21 protein-coding genes and 1 pseudogene are annotated in these 18,393 nt (G+C 45.4%); 13 read left to right on the plus strand and 9 right to left on the minus strand.

Annotation, left to right across the window (positions count from 1 at the left end; genetic code table 11):
* Nucleotides 1-96: 96 nt before the first annotated feature.
* The 11 genes and pseudogenes from BLW31_RS23910 to BLW31_RS22705 all read left to right on the plus strand — a co-directional run.
* Nucleotides 97-510 (plus strand): annotated as a pseudogene (locus tag BLW31_RS23910) (DUF4141 domain-containing protein); the annotation flags it as partial.
* A gap of 3 nt (nucleotides 511-513) precedes the next feature.
* Complete coding sequence (gene traJ / locus BLW31_RS22660) at nucleotides 514-1,518, plus strand: conjugative transposon protein TraJ (RefSeq protein WP_010538265.1); 1,005 nt, start codon at nucleotides 514-516, stop codon at nucleotides 1,516-1,518.
* Nucleotides 1,519-1,548: 30 nt separating this feature from the next.
* Nucleotides 1,549-2,172 carry a conjugative transposon protein TraK gene (gene traK, locus BLW31_RS22665; RefSeq protein WP_004293887.1) on the plus strand — a complete coding sequence of 208 codons (624 nt, stop codon included), beginning with the start codon at nucleotides 1,549-1,551 and terminating at the stop codon, nucleotides 2,170-2,172.
* Between the two features lie 39 nt (nucleotides 2,173-2,211).
* A complete protein-coding gene (locus BLW31_RS22670; RefSeq protein WP_005796920.1) occupies nucleotides 2,212-2,499 on the plus strand; it encodes a TraL conjugative transposon family protein in 288 nt (95 codons plus the stop codon).
* Nucleotides 2,480-3,826, plus strand: a complete 1,347-nt coding sequence (gene traM / locus BLW31_RS22675; RefSeq protein ID WP_010538266.1) for a conjugative transposon protein TraM — start codon at nucleotides 2,480-2,482, stop codon at nucleotides 3,824-3,826. The genes BLW31_RS22670 and traM overlap by 20 nt, the downstream gene beginning before the upstream one ends.
* A gap of 46 nt (nucleotides 3,827-3,872) precedes the next feature.
* The gene (traN, locus tag BLW31_RS22680) at nucleotides 3,873-4,862 is read left to right on the plus strand and encodes a conjugative transposon protein TraN (protein ID WP_010538267.1); all 990 of its coding nucleotides are present in this window, start codon (nucleotides 3,873-3,875) and stop codon (nucleotides 4,860-4,862) included.
* A 2-nt stretch (nucleotides 4,863-4,864) separates the two neighbouring features.
* A complete protein-coding gene (locus BLW31_RS22685) occupies nucleotides 4,865-5,440 on the plus strand; it encodes a conjugal transfer protein TraO (RefSeq protein WP_029425577.1) in 576 nt (191 codons plus the stop codon).
* 7 nt (nucleotides 5,441-5,447) lie between these two features.
* A complete protein-coding gene (locus BLW31_RS22690) occupies nucleotides 5,448-6,350 on the plus strand; it encodes a DUF8464 domain-containing protein (RefSeq protein WP_029425578.1) in 903 nt (300 codons plus the stop codon).
* Entirely contained in the window at nucleotides 6,347-6,844 is a 498-nt protein-coding gene (locus BLW31_RS22695; protein ID WP_010538270.1) for a DUF3872 domain-containing protein, read from the plus strand. Before BLW31_RS22690 ends, BLW31_RS22695 begins: the two co-directional genes overlap by 4 nt.
* Nucleotides 6,845-6,846: 2 nt before the next feature.
* Nucleotides 6,847-7,374 (plus strand): glycoside hydrolase family protein, encoded by a 528-nt coding sequence (locus BLW31_RS22700; RefSeq protein ID WP_029425579.1) that lies wholly within the window; start codon nucleotides 6,847-6,849, stop codon nucleotides 7,372-7,374.
* 82 nt (nucleotides 7,375-7,456) lie between these two features.
* Nucleotides 7,457-8,935, plus strand: coding sequence for an ATP-dependent nuclease (locus BLW31_RS22705; protein ID WP_010538272.1), 1,479 nt, complete (start codon nucleotides 7,457-7,459; stop codon nucleotides 8,933-8,935).
* 211 nt (nucleotides 8,936-9,146) lie between these two features.
* Here BLW31_RS22705 and BLW31_RS22710 read toward each other — a convergent pair whose 3' ends face one another.
* The 9 genes from BLW31_RS22710 to BLW31_RS24995 all read right to left on the minus strand — a co-directional run bounded on the left by BLW31_RS22710 (nucleotide 9,147) and on the right by BLW31_RS24995 (nucleotide 13,038).
* On the minus strand, nucleotides 9,147-9,455 hold the full coding sequence (locus BLW31_RS22710; protein WP_004293896.1) for a hypothetical protein: 309 nt from the start codon (nucleotides 9,453-9,455) through the stop codon (nucleotides 9,147-9,149).
* 53 nt (nucleotides 9,456-9,508) lie between these two features.
* Complete coding sequence (locus BLW31_RS22715; RefSeq protein ID WP_010538273.1) at nucleotides 9,509-9,754, minus strand: DUF6956 domain-containing protein; 246 nt, start codon at nucleotides 9,752-9,754, stop codon at nucleotides 9,509-9,511.
* On the minus strand, nucleotides 9,751-9,981 hold the full coding sequence (locus tag BLW31_RS22720; protein WP_010538274.1) for a DUF3873 domain-containing protein: 231 nt from the start codon (nucleotides 9,979-9,981) through the stop codon (nucleotides 9,751-9,753). The genes BLW31_RS22715 and BLW31_RS22720 overlap by 4 nt, the downstream gene beginning before the upstream one ends.
* A gap of 21 nt (nucleotides 9,982-10,002) precedes the next feature.
* A complete protein-coding gene (locus BLW31_RS22725; RefSeq protein ID WP_010538275.1) occupies nucleotides 10,003-10,260 on the minus strand; it encodes a DUF8466 domain-containing protein in 258 nt (85 codons plus the stop codon).
* 24 nt (nucleotides 10,261-10,284) lie between these two features.
* Complete coding sequence (locus tag BLW31_RS22730; RefSeq protein WP_010538276.1) at nucleotides 10,285-11,616, minus strand: PcfJ domain-containing protein; 1,332 nt, start codon at nucleotides 11,614-11,616, stop codon at nucleotides 10,285-10,287.
* The gene (locus tag BLW31_RS22735) at nucleotides 11,613-12,029 is read right to left on the minus strand and encodes a PcfK-like family protein (protein WP_029425580.1); all 417 of its coding nucleotides are present in this window, start codon (nucleotides 12,027-12,029) and stop codon (nucleotides 11,613-11,615) included. Before BLW31_RS22735 ends, BLW31_RS22730 begins: the two co-directional genes overlap by 4 nt.
* A gap of 13 nt (nucleotides 12,030-12,042) precedes the next feature.
* Complete coding sequence (locus BLW31_RS22740; RefSeq protein WP_004348431.1) at nucleotides 12,043-12,264, minus strand: hypothetical protein; 222 nt, start codon at nucleotides 12,262-12,264, stop codon at nucleotides 12,043-12,045.
* An 11-nt stretch (nucleotides 12,265-12,275) separates the two neighbouring features.
* The gene (locus BLW31_RS22745) at nucleotides 12,276-12,491 is read right to left on the minus strand and encodes a hypothetical protein (protein WP_010538278.1); all 216 of its coding nucleotides are present in this window, start codon (nucleotides 12,489-12,491) and stop codon (nucleotides 12,276-12,278) included.
* 364 nt (nucleotides 12,492-12,855) lie between these two features.
* Complete coding sequence (locus BLW31_RS24995; protein ID WP_229097727.1) at nucleotides 12,856-13,038, minus strand: hypothetical protein; 183 nt, start codon at nucleotides 13,036-13,038, stop codon at nucleotides 12,856-12,858.
* Between the two features lie 1,721 nt (nucleotides 13,039-14,759).
* Here BLW31_RS24995 and BLW31_RS22770 point away from each other — a divergent pair.
* A complete protein-coding gene (locus BLW31_RS22770; RefSeq protein WP_029425581.1) occupies nucleotides 14,760-16,214 on the plus strand; it encodes a hypothetical protein in 1,455 nt (484 codons plus the stop codon).
* Nucleotides 16,215-16,224: 10 nt separating this feature from the next.
* Nucleotides 16,225-18,264: a hypothetical protein gene (locus tag BLW31_RS22775; RefSeq protein WP_022300979.1), complete on the plus strand. Its 2,040-nt coding sequence runs from the start codon at nucleotides 16,225-16,227 to the stop codon at nucleotides 18,262-18,264.
* Nucleotides 18,265-18,393: the final 129 nt, after the last annotated feature.

Raw genomic sequence — 18,393 nt, forward strand, 5'->3', positions numbered from 1 at the left:
AGCCGGATACGCGGAGACGTGTACGTCCGGTTTGGGGGCGAGCTTCCGAAAACCCACCGTAGTAATACGGCAGGGCGTTGGATGCTTAGCCTACCCCTCAAATCGGTGAACAATCTCGTCAAGGACGCCCGCAAGGTGCAGCAGACCATCCTGATGGTAGGCGACATCACCGACATTTATGTAAACAGTTTCCAAAGGATGCTCCGTGATGGAAATTTCAGACCAGAAGAGCTGTCGGCAATCGCTTTCGGTTACACGAAACTGCTGGAAGAGAGCAACGAAGTGTTGACGGAACTGAAGAATGTGGTGAACATCACCACGCTCTCCATGACCGACAAGGAGCGCATGGACGTGGTGGAACGCTGCTACTCCAAAATGAAGCGTTACCGCAACCTTGTGAGCTATTACACCAACAAGAACATCTCCGTGAGTTATCTGCGTGCGAAGAAAAAGAACGACCTCGACCGCATCATGGGGCTGTACGGGAACATGAACGAAAGATACTGGTAGCCTATGGAGTTTGACAACCTTCACCAGATTCTACGCTCGCTCTACGAGCAGATGATGCCGCTGTGTGGGGACATGGCGGGTGTGGCGAAAGGCATCGCCGGGCTGGGTGCGCTGTTCTACGTCGCCTACCGGGTATGGCAGTCGCTGGCGAGAGCCGAACCGATAGACGTATTCCCGATGCTCCGTCCTTTTGCCATCGGTCTGTGCATCATGTTCTTACCGACTGTGGTGCTGGGTACGATAAACAGCATCCTCTCACCCGTTGTACAGGGCACGGCAAAGATGCTGGAGGCGGAAACGCTGGACATGAACCGATACCGGGAGCAGAAGGACAAGCTGGAATACGAGGCGATGGTGCGCAACCCCGAAACCGCCTACCTCGTGTCCAACGAGGAATTTGACAAGCAACTGGAGGAACTCGGCTGGTCGCCCTCCGACATGGTGACGATGGCGGGAATGTATATCGACCGGGGAATGTACAATATGAAGAAGAGCATCCGCGACTTCTTCCGCGAGATACTGGAACTGCTGTTCCAAGCCGCCGCCCTCGTGATAGACACCGTCCGCACCTTCTTTCTCGTGGTGCTGGCGATACTCGGTCCGATAGCCTTCGCCCTGTCAGTATGGGACGGTTTCCAAAGCACGCTCACGCAGTGGATATGCCGCTACATACAGGTCTATCTGTGGCTTCCGGTGTCGGACATGTTCAGCACCATACTGGCGAAGATACAGGTGCTGATGCTGCAAAGCGACATCGAGCGGATGCAGGCAGACCCGAACTTCTCGCTGGATTCGAGCGACGGGGTGTATATCGTGTTCCTCTGCATCGGCATCATCGGATACTTCACCATTCCCACCGTTGCCGGCTGGATTATCCAAGCCGGAGGCATGGGCGGTTACGGTCGCAACGTGAACCAGATGGCGGGACGCGCCGGAAGCATGGCTGGCGGAATTGCAGGAGCGACCGCAGGAAACGCAGTCGGACGTGTCGGCAAATTGCTGAAATAATCAATATGCAATCATAAATTAAAAATATAAATGGAATTCAAATCACTTAGAAACATCGAATCGTCGTTCAGGCAGATACGCCTGTTCGGTATCGTCTTCCTCTCGCTGTGCGCCGTGGTGACGGTGTGGAGCGTGTGGAACTCCTACCGTTTCGCAGAGAAGCAACGGGAGAAAATCTATGTGCTGGACAACGGCAAGTCGCTGATGCTGGCTCTCTCTCAGGATTTATCGCAGAACCGTCCGGCGGAGGCACGGGAGCATGTGCGCCGCTTCCACGAGCTGTTCTTCACGCTATCACCTGAAAAAAGCGCGATTGAACACAACGTAAAACGTGCCTTGCTGCTGGCAGACAAGAGCGTGTACCACTATTATTCGGACTTCGCCGAGAAGGGGTACTACAACCGCATCATCGCCGGAAACATCAACCAAGTGTTGAAGGTGGACAGCGTGGTGTGTGACTTCAACGCCTATCCCTACCGAGCCGTGACCTACGCCACGCAGAAAATCATCCGGCAAAGCAATGTCACCGAGCGCAGTCTCGTGACCACCTGCCGCCTGCTGAACGCATCACGGTCGGACGACAACCCCAATGGCTTCACCATCGAGGGCTTCACCATCATCGAGAACAAGGATTTACAGACAATCAAACGGTAACGGATTATGAAACGGAAAGTAAAAAGTATCAGAAAAACAATGTGGGGCGCATACTGGAAGCTCCACGACAAACGGAAACGGCTGGTGGCAAGGCTCAAAGGGTATCTGGACGGTTTGCCGCCGGAAACACGCCGCCGCATCGTGCTGGGGATGCTCGCCGCCTTCGCGGTGCTTGCCCTCTATACCTTCGGCAGAGCCGTCTATGACATCGGCAGAAACGACGGCTCACGCATGGAAACGGGACACGCCGGACGGGTGGAACTGCCGACCCCGGTGGAAACAGACAATCACTTAACACCTTATTCATATGGAACAGACGAAGAATGAACCGACGAAAGAGAACAAAGCCGCTCCCGACACGGGAAAGCCGAAAAAGGGGCGCGAACCGCTGACCGAGGCGCAGCGGCTGAAACGGCAGAAGATGATAGTCCTGCCCGCTATGGTGCTGGTGTTCATCGGGGCGATGTGGCTGATATTCGCCCCGTCCTCCGGCAAGGAGCAACAGCCGGGAACAGACGGATACAACACCGAGATGCCCGACGCGGACAAGGCGAACCGGCAGATTATCGGCGACAAGTTGAAAGCCTACGAGCATGGGGAGATGGAAGAGCGTCTGGAGAGCCGCAACCGTGCCATCGGGCAGCTGGGCGACATGTTCGACCGCGAGATAGCTGGAACGGAGGACGGGACGGACTTCGACCTCGCCAATCCGGGCGGCAAGGAGGAAAAGGCACAGCCCGCCACGCCGCAGACCATCCAATCCTCCGCAGCCGCCTACCGTGACCTGAACGCCACCCTCGGCAACTTCTACGAACAGCCGAAGAACGACAATGCCGAGATGGATGAGCTGTTGGAGCGCATCGCCTCGCTGGAGTCGGAACTGGAAAGCGAGAAGAGCAGGACTTCATCTATGGACGAACAGGTGGCACTTATGGAGAAGTCCTATGAGCTGGCGGCAAAGTACATGGGCGGTCAGAACGGAGGAAAGCCGGAACAGGCGGCAGAGCCTTCCACCGTGCAGAAGGGAAAGAAGAACACGGCGACACCCGTAAGGCAAGTGACCCGCCAAGTCGTTTCCTCCCTTGCACAGCCCATGAGCAACGCGGAGTTTGTCGCCACCTTCTCGCAGGAGCGCAACCGGGGGTTCAACACGGCTGTCGGCACTACAGAGGTATCGGACCGGAATACCATCCCGGCATGTGTGCATGGTGCGCAGAGCGTGACGGACGGACAGACGGTAAGGTTGCGCCTGCTGGAGCCTATGGCAGTGGCGGGCAGAACAATCCCACGCAATGCAGTGGTGGTCGGCACGGGCAAGATACAGGGTGAGCGGCTCGACATCGAGGTCACCTCGCTGGAATACGATGGCACGATTATCCCGGTGGAGCTTGCGGTCTATGACACGGACGGACAGCCCGGTATCTTCATCCCAAACTCGATGGAGATGAACGCCGTCAGGGAGGTTGCCGCCAACATGGGCGGCTCATTGGGGAGCAGCATCAACATCTCCACCAATGCCGGGGCACAGCTCGCCTCCGATTTGGGCAAGGGGCTGATACAAGGCACGAGCCAGTACATCGCCAAGAAGATGCGCACCGTCAAGGTGCATCTGAAAGCCGGGTACAGGGTCATGCTCTATCAGGAAAAGGACTGAAAACAACAATCAATAAAAACCATTTACCACTAAAAAACCAAAAGTAATGAGAAAAGTAATCATCATGTTTACCCTCGCTATGGGCATCGCAACTGCCAATGCGCAGGAGAATGTAACCGTTGAACAGAACAACGGAAGTAATGAACAGCCAACCTTAACGAAGGAGGTCTATCCGCAGAAGGAGGCGGACGGCGACCTGTATCACGGTCTGTCGCGCAAGCTGACCTTCGACCGCATGATACCGCCGCACGGTCTGGAAGTGACCTACGACAAGACTGTCCACGTCATCTTTCCGGCGGAGGTGCGCTATGTCGATTTAGGCTCGCCCGACCTGATTGCCGGGAAAGCCGACGGAGCGGAGAACGTCATCCGCGTGAAGGCTACCGTGAGAAATTTTCCCAACGAAACGAATATGTCCGTCATCACGGAGGACGGCAGTTTCTACACCTTCAACGTGAAGTACGCCGCCGAACCGCTGTTGCTCAACGTGGAGATGTGCGACTTCATCCATGACGGCAGCACGGTGAACCGCCCGAACAACGCGCAGGAAATCTATCTGAAAGAGCTGGGCAGCGAAAGCCCGATGCTGGTGCGCCTTATCATGAAGTCCATCCACAAACAGAACAAACGGGAGGTGAAGCATATCGGCTGCAAGCGTTTCGGCATCCAGTATCTTCTCAAAGGCATCTACACGCATAACGGATTGCTCTATTTCCACACGGAGATAAAGAACCAGAGCAACGTGCCTTTCGATGTGGACTATATCACATGGAAAATCGTGGACAAGAAGGTGGCGAAGCGTACCGCCGTGCAGGAGCAGATCATCCTGCCGCTCCGAGCGCAGAACTACGCCACCCTCGTGCCGGGCAAGAAAAGCGAGCGCACGGTCTTCACGATGGCGAAGTTCACCATCCCCGATGACAAGTGCCTCGTGGTGGAATTGAACGAGAAGAACGGCGGCCGTCACCAATCCTTCGTGATTGAGAACGAGGATTTGATACGCGCGGGTACCATCAACGAACTTCAAGTGCGCTGACTATGAGAAAATACATCGCAATAATCATCGCGTCGCTTGCCCTTTTCACGGGGCAGGCGCACGCCCAGCGGTGTCTGCCGAAGATGCAGGGCATCGAGGTGAGGGCGGATATGGCGGACGGCTTCAATCCCGGCGGCAAGGACGGCGGGTACAGTTTCGGGGCGGGTCTCTCCATCTACACGAAGAGGGGGAACAAGTGGCTGTTCGGTGGCGAATACCTCCTGAAGAACAATCCTTACAAGGATACCAAGATACCCGTGGCGCAGTTCACGGCGGAGGGTGGATATTACTTCAAGATACTGTCGGACGCCCGAAAAATCGTGTTCGTCTATGCCGGGGGTTCGGCTCTCGCCGGATATGAGTCTGTGAATTGGGGGAAGAAAGTGCTGCATGACGGCTCCACGCTGCACGACCGGGACGCCTTCATCTATGGCGGTGCGCTGACGCTCGATGTGGAGTGCTATGTGGCAGACCGTATCGCCCTGCTTGCCAACCTGCGGGAGCGTTGCCTGTGGGGTGGCGACACGCAGAAGTTTCATACGCAGTTCGGGGTCGGCATCAAGTTCATCATCAACTGACACGGGCATGGAACGGACGGAGATAGATGCTGTCAGAAGGATGCCGCTTGCGGACTTCCTCGCACGGCTGGGGCATGAGCCTGTCAGAAGGAGCGGCAACGAGCTGTGGTATATCGCCCCGTACAGGGGCGAGCGGACACCTTCTTTCCGTGTGAACGTGGCGAAACAGCTCTGGTATGACTTCGGTTTGGGCAAAGGCGGCGACATCTTCACGCTTGCCGGGGAATTTCTGCAAAGTGATGACTTTAGGACGCAGGCGAAGTTCATAGCGGAAACCGCCAATATGGTGGTTGACAGGTTGGAACCCCCGACCTATCAAGCAAAACCAACCGAATCGGTCTTTGAGGATGTGGAGGTCGCTCCGCTGTTTCGCTCACCGCTGACGGAGTATCTGGCGGAACGGTGCATACCTTACGCTGTCGCATCCCGCCACTGCTGCCGTCTGAATTACGGTGTTCGTGGGAAACGGTATTTTGCTGTCGGTTTCCCGAACATGGCGGGTGGCTATGAAGTCAGAAGCCGCTATTTCAAGGGGTGCATACCGCCCAAAGATGTGTCTTTGGTGAAGGCAACGGACATCCCGGCTGGCGAGTGCCTCGTGTTCGAGGGCTTCATGGACTTTCTATCTGCCGTGACACTTGACGTAACCGGTAACGCTGACTGCCTTGTGCTGAACTCCGTCGCCAACGTGGAGAAGGCGGCGGGATTGCTGGACGGCTACGGGAGCATCGTCTGTTTCCTCGACCGTGACGATGCCGGACGGCGGACGCTTGCCGCGCTTGTGGGGCGATACGGGGAGCGTGTCACTGACCGCTCTTTCCTCTATGACGGTTGCAAGGACTTGAACGAGTATTTGCAACGGACAACGAAAAAACAGAAAAACAACCATCTAAAAATCGAAGAACAATGAACATATTGAACAACAGAAACAAGAGAATATCCATCTTTAAGGCGGTGGCGTTATGCCTGATAGCCGCCGTGTCGTTCACCCTCGTGTCGTGTGACGACGACATGGACATCCAACAGTCCTATCCCTTCACGGTGGAGGTCATGCCCGTGCCGAACAAGATGGCGAAGGGGCAGACGGTGGAAATCCGCTGTGAACTGAAAAAGGAGGGCGACTTTTCGGGGACGCTCTATACCATCCGCTATTTCCAGTTCGAGGGGGAAGGCTCGCTCAAAATGGATAACGGCATTACTTTCCTGCCCAACGACCGCTACCTGCTGGAGAACGAAAAGTTCCGCCTGTACTATACGGCGGAGGGTGACGAGGCGCATAATTTCATCGTGGTGGTGGAGGATAATTTCAAAAATTCCTATGAGCTGGAATTTGACTTCAACAACCGGAACATCAAAGATGACGGCTTTGCCGCCATACCCATCGGAAGTTTCAAACGTGTATGAAGATGATGCGTGTATTCATGACAATGCTCTGTTCGCTTCTGGCGGTCTGTTCCGTGTCAGCACGGATCAGCCGCCAAGAGGGAACGGACGGGCAGGCGGCAATCTACCGGCTGCCACTTTTCGAGCGGGCGGTACGCTGCACGAAATATTTTGAAGGCTGGCATTCGGAAAAACACCACCCATACGTGGGCTGGGGTCATAGAATTTTGCCGGGAGAAAGGTATTCTGCACGCACCATGACGAAGCGGCAGGCGGACGTGCTTCTGCGGAAAGACTTGCGGAAGTTCTGCACGATGTTCCGGCAGTTCGGAAAAGACAGTCTAATCCTTGCCACGCTTGCCTACAACGTGGGTCCATACCGGCTTTTGGGTAGCAAGACAATCCCTAAAAGCACCTTGATAAAGAAGCTGGAGGCTGGCGACAGAAACATCTACCGTGAGTATATCTCCTTCTGTAACTACAAGGGAAAACGCCACGCCATGTTGCTCAAACGGAGAAAGGCGGAGTTTGCACTGCTGTATGTGCCATAAAAGGACTGACAAAACTGACAAGGGACGTGTCATATTTCATATTGGCACGTCTTTTGTATTTAATAAGTAAAAACTTACAATAATGCCCATTAGAAACAGACCTCAAAGACTTCAAAAAATTCAATTTCGTAAGTTGAAAAACTTGGAAAATTTGGAAATCTCGTTTGAAAATAAACATATTACGGGTATTTTCGGAACAAATGGTTCTGGAAAATCAACTATACTTCACGCTCTTGCGTGTTTGTATCAACCTGTTGCAAATAGTACTCGGAGGAATTTCAAATTTCCTAATTTTTTCATTCCAACAACCTTAGATTTATGGAATGGCAGTCAATTTACCATTGAATATGAAATGATAAATGGTGCTGCAATGGCTCCAGAAAGAAAAGAATATAAAAAAAACAGAGATCGATGGAGCCCCCGGTATCAAACAAGACCACATCGAGAAGTTTTTTATATTGGTATTGACAGTTGTGTTCCTGATATGGAGATAGAATCCAGAACATCACGTATTCCATTAATACGTGAAGCATATGATGATGCGGTTTTGGGTGAAAAAATAAAAGAAAAACTTTCTTTTATAATGCATCGTAACTATGGTGATTTTATTAACTATTGGAATGAACGAAAGTCGTACAAAGGATTAACATATGGGGCTGTTCAGTATCCGTCACTTTACATGGGTGCTGGAGAACAACGTATTATTAAATTTCTTGAAACGATTTACTCAATACCCGATTATTCATTAATCTTGATTGATGAATTAGATTTAACATTGCATACTGAAGCATTGTTGAGGTTAATGCAGGTTTTGAATGATGAATGCAACACAAGGAATATACAAATAGTATTTACTTCCCATCGTGAAGAATTACTTGATTGTAACTTTATAAATATACGACATCTCGTCAATGATACAAATGGCAAAACTTCTATATGCTTGGAACGAACAACCCCTGATTGTATAAAACGCCTTACTGGTATATGTCCTAAACCGCTTGAAATAATGGTTGAGGACAATCTTGCCGAAGCTTTAGTTCGTAAGATACTGCGAACACATAACTTAGAACAATCTTGTAAGGTATCTCAATTTGGTTCAAAAGAAAATTCATATCTTGTAGGTGCAGGATTGTTACTTAGAGGTGAAACATTGGATAATACGCTTATTGTATTGGATGGTGATGTTGATGTTGCAGAAGCTGAAAAAAGAACAAAAATAAATCGCGTAATAACAGGAACAGATAATGATAGTCAGCAAAGACGTGATAAACTATTATCAAAAATCAAACAATTCTGTTTGCCTGTAAATAGAAAGCCCGAAGAATTCATCACGGACGAATTAAAAACATTAGACGATGCAGTACACAGCTTAATACCTCATATCAAGGCAACTGGACCAGTACAAGACCATCACGACTTGTTAAACACCCCAATAACCAATAGTGGTATGCCTGAACAAACTGCATTTGCTGAAATAGTGACCTTAATGGAACATCGACCTTGTTGGGCAAATTACGTTGCTGAGATTGACGATTGGGTTGTGGATAAAAAGCAGAATTAGGCATTTAGTATAAACAAGAAAAAATCGTGTGTCTCAAAATTCAATAATAATAAGACACACGATTTCTGTTATCTATATTTCACTTTAATACTCTTTTTATCATATTAATACGACATTGTATCACAGATTGGACAAAGGTTTCTTTGCTACTTTCTTTGTCCGCCATCCTGCTCACTGAAAGAAAGTAGGGCGGCTTTCGCCGCCCCACCACTCAAAAGCGTGTGTAAAGTCCCGTCACCATCGTGAACATTTCTTCCAGCATATCAAAATAGATACCCTCGTGTACGGCAATGTCCTTTGTCTTGCACTCAAAGGTCTTTTTGCTGAACGTCCTGCGGTAGAAGCGCATATTGTAGAGGTCTGCCCCTGCGTCATAGATGATGTCAAGGCGGTTGGCACTTGTCTTGTTCCGTGTAAGGCTCATCCGTAAACCGTTGCCCATGTCGATGAAATCACGGCTGCCCGTCATGGCGGTAAATCTTCTTCCGCCTATCTGCTGTAATATCGTTTTTGCTATCATATCCTTTGTTTTTAGAGGTTTATGTGTTGGCGGTGCGGACACCGCCAACTTGTTCAAAATTCTCGAATCTCGGCAATGGGTGTCTGCCGTTGCAACCACTCCTTCACACATTCCATATTGTATTCGCTCGTGATGACCGCCGTATGGCTGTCGGTGGCGGTGAAACGTGTGCTTTCGTAATCATCTATCCACCCTTTGAGGGTGTCCGTTCCCCACGCTTGGGCATCGTCAAAGATACCGTCCAATGCCGTGATAGATTCGCTGAATTTGACTATCAGCGTTTGATAGGTCGTGTTCATCGGTTGCCCTCCTTTCCCTGCTTTGCGTTCAGCCACTTGTTCCTTGCGGTTCGGCACTCGTCCAATGTGGGTTTGACACAAGCGAACAGTTCTCCGTCCGTATGGCGGTAGTCGTACTGCACAAGTGTCCGCTTGCGTCTGCCGATACCCGATTGGAAACGCTCATATTTCTCCGTACCTGCGTCAGTGCAGGTGCTTACTCCGTTGATTGTCATCCGTGTTGCCATAATCGTTGTTTTTTTAGATGGTTAAAAATGTACAGACAGAACTCTGTTCTTCATCACCATTTCGGGATTGCTCGCGTGGCGTTGGTGCAGGTAGAAATGGTGTGAGCCGAAACCGTAAAAGAAAAACTTGTCAAGTCCGTGTTTCTCGGCAAACGCCTTTACGCTCTTTCTCAATTCCCCCTCACTCGTTGTGAGAGTGAGGAGATTGACAAATTCAATGAACATCGTGGAGATTGCATCATCCCACACACAAATCATACTTTCAATTCTTACTTCCATATCAATGTTGTTTTAGGGTTTATGCTATGCCGCTTTCATCCGCTCACGGATAAGGTTGGCGTTCTTGTTCACAAGGTCTATGATACGCTCGTGGTATTCGGTGTCTTGGTTGTACTTGCCGTGGCACTGCACCACCTTGAGTGTCCGCAAATCCACCTCTACGGTTTCAATTATCTCACCGCCAATCCTTGCCGAGAGTATGAGGGTGTCGGCTTTCTTGTAGTATTCACTGCCAAACACGCAGATGTTCTGTGCCTTGCCCTCGCTGTAATACTCGTCTATGCTTTCAAGCACCTTGATGATTATTTCCTCGTCAGTGATTACCAATCCGAAGAATTTGGATTTGTTGGCAATGAAATCCTCCGCATCTTTTTCCCTTTGCAGTTGCCGCTGTTGTTCACGCTCACGCCTTTCAATCTCCCAGCGGCGGCGTTGTTCGGCTCGTTCCTTCTCGTGTATGGCTTCAATCTTTCGGGTTGCGTTGTCGTGTGCCGCCATGAAATCTTCGGGGCAGATGTTCTTCGGGTTGCGGAGGTCTTGATCGAGTTTGTTGAGCATACGCAGATAGTCGCACCACATGGAGAAATTGTCTATCCGATACTTGTGACGTTTGGCAATCAGATATGATGCCCAGCATTCATCGGCAGTACGGGCATTGAAAAGAAAGTGTTTCATGACCTCAATCTCACCGCCTTTCATAAGGGTTTCAATTCTTGGGTCTGAAAGCAAGGCTTTGAAAAGACGCACGGGGGAAATGCCGTGGAAATCGCCCTTGAAGCCGTTGCGTCTGAGTTGGCGTAATACCCTCATCTTGGGATATGCACAGCTTCTTGCCACAACATCATCGTATAGGCTGTTGTGCGGTCTTATCTCCATCGCGCTGCACAATGCCCATACATCGCAGTAATAGAATGTGAAGCCACGAAGCAACGCCATGTCCGTAACCTTACCGTCGGGTGAAATCCAACGCTGCACAACCTCGTGGCAATAGAAGTGCATCGGCTCGCCTTTCCTGCTCTCGCATCTGACCTGCGCCACACGGATTACCTGATAGCCTTTGCAGGTGGTTATCACGCTGAAATACTGCGTTTCCTTGTAGATACGTTTGCGTGTGTCCTGCACTTTGAGTTCGGCATGGCATTTGGGGCAGGTGCAACCTTCAAGGGTGTCGCATAGTCCACTGTCACTGTGCCACTCGTGACCGCAGTCGGAGCAGGTAATGTTCCCTTTCTTGGTGCGGTAGCCGATATGTTCAACGCAGTGGCGGTATGCCCATTCAATTTGTGTCGTTGATATGGGGCGGAGGTTGGCTGAAAGTCTTGCCACCTCTTTCTGTATCTTGGTCTTCGGTTTCATAAGCCTAAATCAAATAATGAGGGTTGGGGTTGGTTTTCTTTTCTCGCTGACGGTCTGTTGCGGTTCTGCAACTTGCGGAGTTCCTCCTCTTGGTATCTGCGGACTGCATTCTGACGTGCCTCCGCCTTTTCCTCTTCCGTGAGTTCCACAACATGGTTCACCACCACTTGGCAGTTTATAGGTTTGCCCACCTCTATCTCGTTTTCCTCATAGTAGTGGATGGCTTGCCCGAATATCTCTCCGTCCGTGAAGCCGTTGCAACCACTTTTCTGCACATGGTTCAGAATGTGGGTCACGCACTCGTCTATGTTCTTGGCAGGGTTGCGGTACTTCTTCGCAAAGAGCGTATCTTCCTCCGCCCGCTGTTCCAGATACATTTGTATCGTTCTTTTGAAATGGTCTGTTCCTTTCATATCGCTGTCGTTTTTAGATTGTCTGTTTAAGTATCTCTCTCCAATAGGTCGGCTCTACCTCGCTGAGAAGGAAGTCCATGAAGTCCCTCCGTGCGTCCTTGTTTAGTTCGTGGTACAATCTTCGGAACGTTTCAAAATTGCCGTTGATGTACGTTTCCACCATATACACAAAGATGTTGTCCACCTCGTAATATCTGCACTGCTGCGCTACCGTCTTGCTGTTTCTCTTTGTCATGTCGGTAAGGGTTAAAGGGTTAATAACCAAAGGATGAAGCCGAAGTAGGCAATGGTGGAAAGGATAGCCACGATTACACCTATCACCACTCGGAACACTCCGTTTACAATCTCTCTGATGATGCCCCAAAGGATGCCGAACACCCCGAAGGCGGTGCGCATCATCAAGCCGCATATCGCCAACCCGATGTATTGCGCCACTTGTCTGAAATTTGCCGTTGCTGTCATATCTTCGCTGTTTTTGATTTTTTTGTTTTTTATGCGGATTCAAGAGCTGAGGAAGTTGAGTTTCAAACTATCTTATCTGCCTCTTGTTTATCCGACATTTTTTTTATGCGTCTTTCTGTCGCATCGGTCGTTTTCGTTTCGGGTGCTTGAAAAGGTAGGGATTAGGGAATGCAAGGTTTTTCGGTCAAAATACTACCCGCAGGGCTGGAGATTTTTACCGAAAACAGGAGGCTTGACCTTGCTTTCCCGTCCAATCCCGGAATTACCTTTGCGCCCAGAACGAAAATGACTGACTGATGCGGCTCACTGAAAGGGACAAAATGGAGGTAAACGAAAACAAAGGCAGATTGGGTAGAAAAAAACTTCAGGGGAAATCCGTAAAAAGAGGGAACAACTGAAAGGGAAAGACATCACCGGAAGCGTGAAAAGGGCAAACCACGACAAAGGAAGTATGATTGTTTCCGATCCGACAGGATTTATCCAGCCGGGCGGCAACAGTCTTTCTTCCCGGTTTGTCCGGCTGTGTGTGGCCGCTTGCTTCATTCATGGAGCAAGCTGACACACTCTGCATCCTTTCCGCTTCCGGCACAAATGGACTGCGAAAAAGAAAATCATCTGAAAACCCGTAAAAGCACCTCTTGGCATAGCCACAAAAGAAAGGGGCATTGCATCATCAGTCTAAACATTGTTTAGGCGTGAGGCAATGCCCTTTTCTCCGGCTATGCGGTAGTCGGCACACGTTTGTTCAAAACTCGTTTTGGGCAATGGTGTTCCGACGGATAATATCGCTTTTACGGAAAAATCTTATGAATGATGGGATAAAAAACGGGAGTTTATATCAAAATCTCGAATTAAATAGCTACTTTTGCATAGGAAGAGTTCTTTGAAGGTTACGCAATGCGCAGAAGGATAATGCAGTAGATAACTAACTAAATCGTAACCTATTACTATCAAGAGCAATTAACCTACGCTCATTTCCAATAAATTACACTCTTTTCGTAACTTCTCATAATAAACATTTTACTTTATAAATTAAGACTCACATTTCTAAAACAATAGCAAAAACTTATTTGCTAAAAATCATATTATTCTTACCTTTGCCTCACCTCCTTTTTTTGTGGAGTTTAAGGAGCAGATGATGTTCGATAATCCGGCAAGATTTAGCAATTCATCATCTTGCTCCTTTTTAATCAAATTAATTATCTCATCCCTAACCATAATAGAACTTAACTATTGGCTGATCATTATTTACATCCGTAGCTAAAGCCTCTACATACACAGCTATCTTTTTCATATTATTTTTTGTTTAATAGATTAATTATGGAAGCAAAGGTAAAAAACAAGGTATGAGTTGCCAAAAAAAAGAGCTGACCATTTCGGACCAACTCTAAATTCCCCATTTCATCGCCATTTTGGGGTATTCATTATTTACTCAAGACTCCTTCAGAGAAACGATTGATAAGTTTCGTTCCCTCTTATAATATCTATTGATTTGTCCATTTCCTGAAGTAAAAGACGTAAACGCCCTATCGTTTTATGAATTCGGTATGTTGTACCTGTTTTATCCGGTCACAAATTTACCATATTATAATTATCCTTTAAAATGTATCCGTTTTCCTTTTCTTTTAAAAAGAGCCATAATAAATGACTAGGCTAAGTTGGAATTTTCTTTCTTACACCATCTACTTCTATCATCTTTTGTTCCGCATAAAATGTAATGTTTTCATACAATATATAAGAATGAATGGGAGTGCTATTTATTTCTTGTAGAACTTTTATTATTGATATTTGTTTCACTATTAGTACCTCTATGAAATATAGATGAGTCGTTCGTTTCCAAAGACACAATCGCAACTATTCAATCTAATATTCTGTAATTTTGCTCAAATTTCATATATTTTAGCAGTAAAATGCAGCAAATTAAACGAATTACAAGCAATACAAAAGAAAGCATACGCATTGTTACACATTTGCCAGCAAGATATATTGTTCAAATTACTGATAATCAATTAATATTTTGGCTGAATAGTTTCTAATTCTTAAAAAATAGACTTCCACATAGCACATTAGCAGAGTAGCGTATTCACTCAATTAATTATATATACAAAAATAAGCAATGATAAGAATATTCCCAAAGACAAAATCTGACCATTTCGGACCAACTAGAAGCATACCAGTTTTTCCATATATATTGCATAATAATCCATGCATATTTATATCAAGATCCACTACATTTGCAGCAATTATTTTACTATTAATTATCATATTATGAAAAAACAAATTCTATCTTTGATACTATTTATGCTAATATATATCTATATCGTTACATGTACCGCATGTTCCAACCGTTCTCCATCGACCGATCACATAGAAGCACTATTGAAAGAATATGGAATCAAAAAATACAACTATTTTATAACAGATGACAATACAACTCTAACTAAAAATAATTTTAATGAAACAACTAATCTTGGAGAGAAATGGATAGAAACTTTATCTCTACCACTAATTCTAACAAAAGAAATAAGAAATGAACATATAAATGAAGATTCACTTTTACGTTGTTACATGTCTATACGAAGTATAAATAAAGAAAAACTCTTGGTAAAAGATATTATACGTATTCCCGAGAACCAGCCTTCAATACTCCCTCTATATAATGAAAACATATCATTTTATATGAAACATTTGATTCATAGGCAATTCCCCGAAGCTTATAACGATTTTTATAAAAACACATTAAAGATAGAAGAGAAGCATTCATGGAATACAAAAAACATATTGACTACGACTAAATACATTTCTTCGTATTTTGACGAGCAGAATATTACAGAATACATGCCGATAGGTAAAGATATTCCCAACCTTTTTCCTACATGGTATGTAGAAAACATATACCAATTGGCAGGCTGGTATACATTTAGGCTAAACAAGCATGTAGTACTGTGGAGTTCTATGTCTGACGAAAGCCAGACACTTCTATGCATTAAATTCATCGATTTAAGAAAAACTATCGCTATCATATATCCTAATAAAGAAGGATTATCTCCTTTTGATTCTAACGGAAATCCAGATTTACTACTATCTCCTATTGCATTGGATATATTGAAGAACACCTTTGAACCAAATTATTGTAAAATAGACTTCAATCAGTCTAAAGAAAAACTTTGTTTACAGCTAAAAGAGAAAAGAAAATCACCATACATAGCATTATATATAAAAGAATTACAATCGCAGATCAGACTAGCAAGCAGAATAAACAACCATAATGAATACCAAAAACTAAAAGAAGTTTATGATACATTGTTCCCTCATTCGCTTCCCTGTGATTATTTAAAAGTATCTCCATTAACAGCTATCAACTATGTATCCGACAGAATGAATGCTTCACGATATTTTATACTCAATGAAGAATCCAATATTACAATTTTTCATTCAAATCAGCGATGTAAATACATAGCCAAAGATAAAAGTACAAATGATTCTATTGTTTTTGCCGACAAATGCTGGATAATAAAGGAACAATCACAAGAGATAATTTGGAAACCTGCCATGACAAACAATATTCCTGTACAAATTATTGGAGTTGAAAAATATGACACAATATTAGCCCCTGGCAAATATATTGTACACTATGAGTCGGATGGAAAGCACTCTTTTGAATCTTGGCTTAGTTTCCCTCCACTCATTGATGACTATGGTATACGTATTTATAAAAAATAAGAAAAAAATCATGAGAAAATATATATTGAATATAATCTGCATACTGATCTACGGCATGAATACCACCTCCTGCACTGATTCATACCAACAGATGTTACAACAAACTCTGGAACAGGCCGAAGACCGTAAAAGTGAACTGGAAAAAGCTTTATCTTACTACAATCAAGAGAAAGACAGCCTTAAACAAAAAGCAATGTTCTTCCTAATCAAAGATATGTATGCTCATTATGCATACCATAGCCCACAAATGGACACGATGAATCGTGCTTTTAATATAATAGATACTGTATTAACTCAACAGACCAATCCAGGAATGACAAGATATCCCGATTATGATCTATTTTCATCAATCATGGACTCCATCTGCGAAAAGACACAGCGACAAGAAAAAACTGAGATAAAGTGGGATAGTCGTACTGTTACGGCAAACTTCTTAATACAAAATGTAGAATTTGCCTATCGTGCATGGAAAACAAATCCATGGGCAAAAGGGATTGACTTTGATACTTTTTGTGAATATATTCTACCTTATCGTTTAGGGAATGAACAAATAGAGCACTGGCGACCGCAATTTTACAATGAATATTCAAAAAGGGCAGGTAAATATTTAAATATTACTGATATTAATAGGGTAAGTAGCAGACAAGCAATCTCACTGCGCACGCAAAGGGGGATAGAATCACTTTATCCATATTCTATGAACATGTCAGCTGTTAATCTCATGCAAATGGGACGGTGCTATGATATAGTACGTTACAGAGCCATGCTTCTTCGCTCTATAGGAATCCCTGCTACTATGGACTATGTACCCCATTGGGGAAACTACACCGGTAAGCACGGTATAGTAAAAGTTGTCACTATTAAACAAGAAGAATTATTGGAAAACGATAATAGTTCAAAAAACACAAGTGTTTTATTCGGTAGTGCTTCCTTTCTACAAGGCAAAACACTTGATATAAAAAAAGGAGATCTCCCCGAAGGTATAGAAGTTCAATACTCAAAAACGATTCCCAAAGTATATAGACATACTTGGTCCGTACAACCTGACAGAAAACACATACTGGAAATAGCTAATGTAGGAGAAATAGTCCCAGAATTCTCTCTCTGTATAAAAGATGTAACAGACGAATATATTATCTGTTCGGATGTCCGAATAGAAATGGATACCCAAGAACATAATGTCGGATACTTATGTGTATCTGAACAGGGCGAATGGATACCAATCGCATGCTCAGAAATCAAACAGAATAAAGAGGCACTCTTTCAAAATATGGGAAGAAATATCATGTATTTGCCTGCAATATATGAAAACAGACACATGATAGCAGCAGGAAAACCATTTTATTTGGATGAAAAAGGGGATGTACACTATATATATACAGATAAAACAGAAAAAAACAATATCTATTTATCAGCCAAATATACTTACTACTCTTATACTGCAACACATGCTGTTAAATTAAAAGGCGGATATTTTGAAGCTTCTAACCAAAAGGACTTTAAAAAAGCAGATAGTCTTACAGCAATAAATGGTATACCATATTATAGACAAAAAATCACTATTAACACCCCAAAAAAATATCGTTATATACGTTTTATTGCTCCTGAAGAAAAAGACTGTTGTCTTGCTGAATTATCTTTCATAGGATTGGATGAAAATAAGGATACAACATTATTAAAACCCATTCAATTGTATGACGGAATGGTAAACAACCCTAGTCTTGAAATGCTACAAGACGGAAAATATAATAAATATTACACAATGTCTACTAATCAGTTAACAGTCGACCTAGGAAGTCCACAACAACTAACTCATATAGAACTAATCCCACGTAGTAATACTAATGGCATTATTCCAGGTTATCAATATGAACTATTTTATTGGACAGAAAAAGAGGGATGGAAATCACTTGGCAAACAGACGGCGGCAAATTGGTATTTAGAATATAAACAAGTACCTGCTAACGCATTATTATGGTTGAAATGCCATAACAGTGGAAAAGAAGAAAGAATATTCACCTACGAAAACGGAAGACAGAGGTGGTGGTAATCTCCTTAAAGTGGATGGGTAGAGCTTATTTTAGGGGACTATCCATCTGATTGTGTAAATAGAAAACTACGGGATTTTTCTCGTAGTTTTTTTATTTATGTATTAACTTTGTAAAAATCAGATTTAATG

It is taken from the genome of Bacteroides faecis MAJ27, from assembly GCF_900106755.1.
Lineage (GTDB): Bacteria > Bacteroidota > Bacteroidia > Bacteroidales > Bacteroidaceae > Bacteroides > Bacteroides faecis.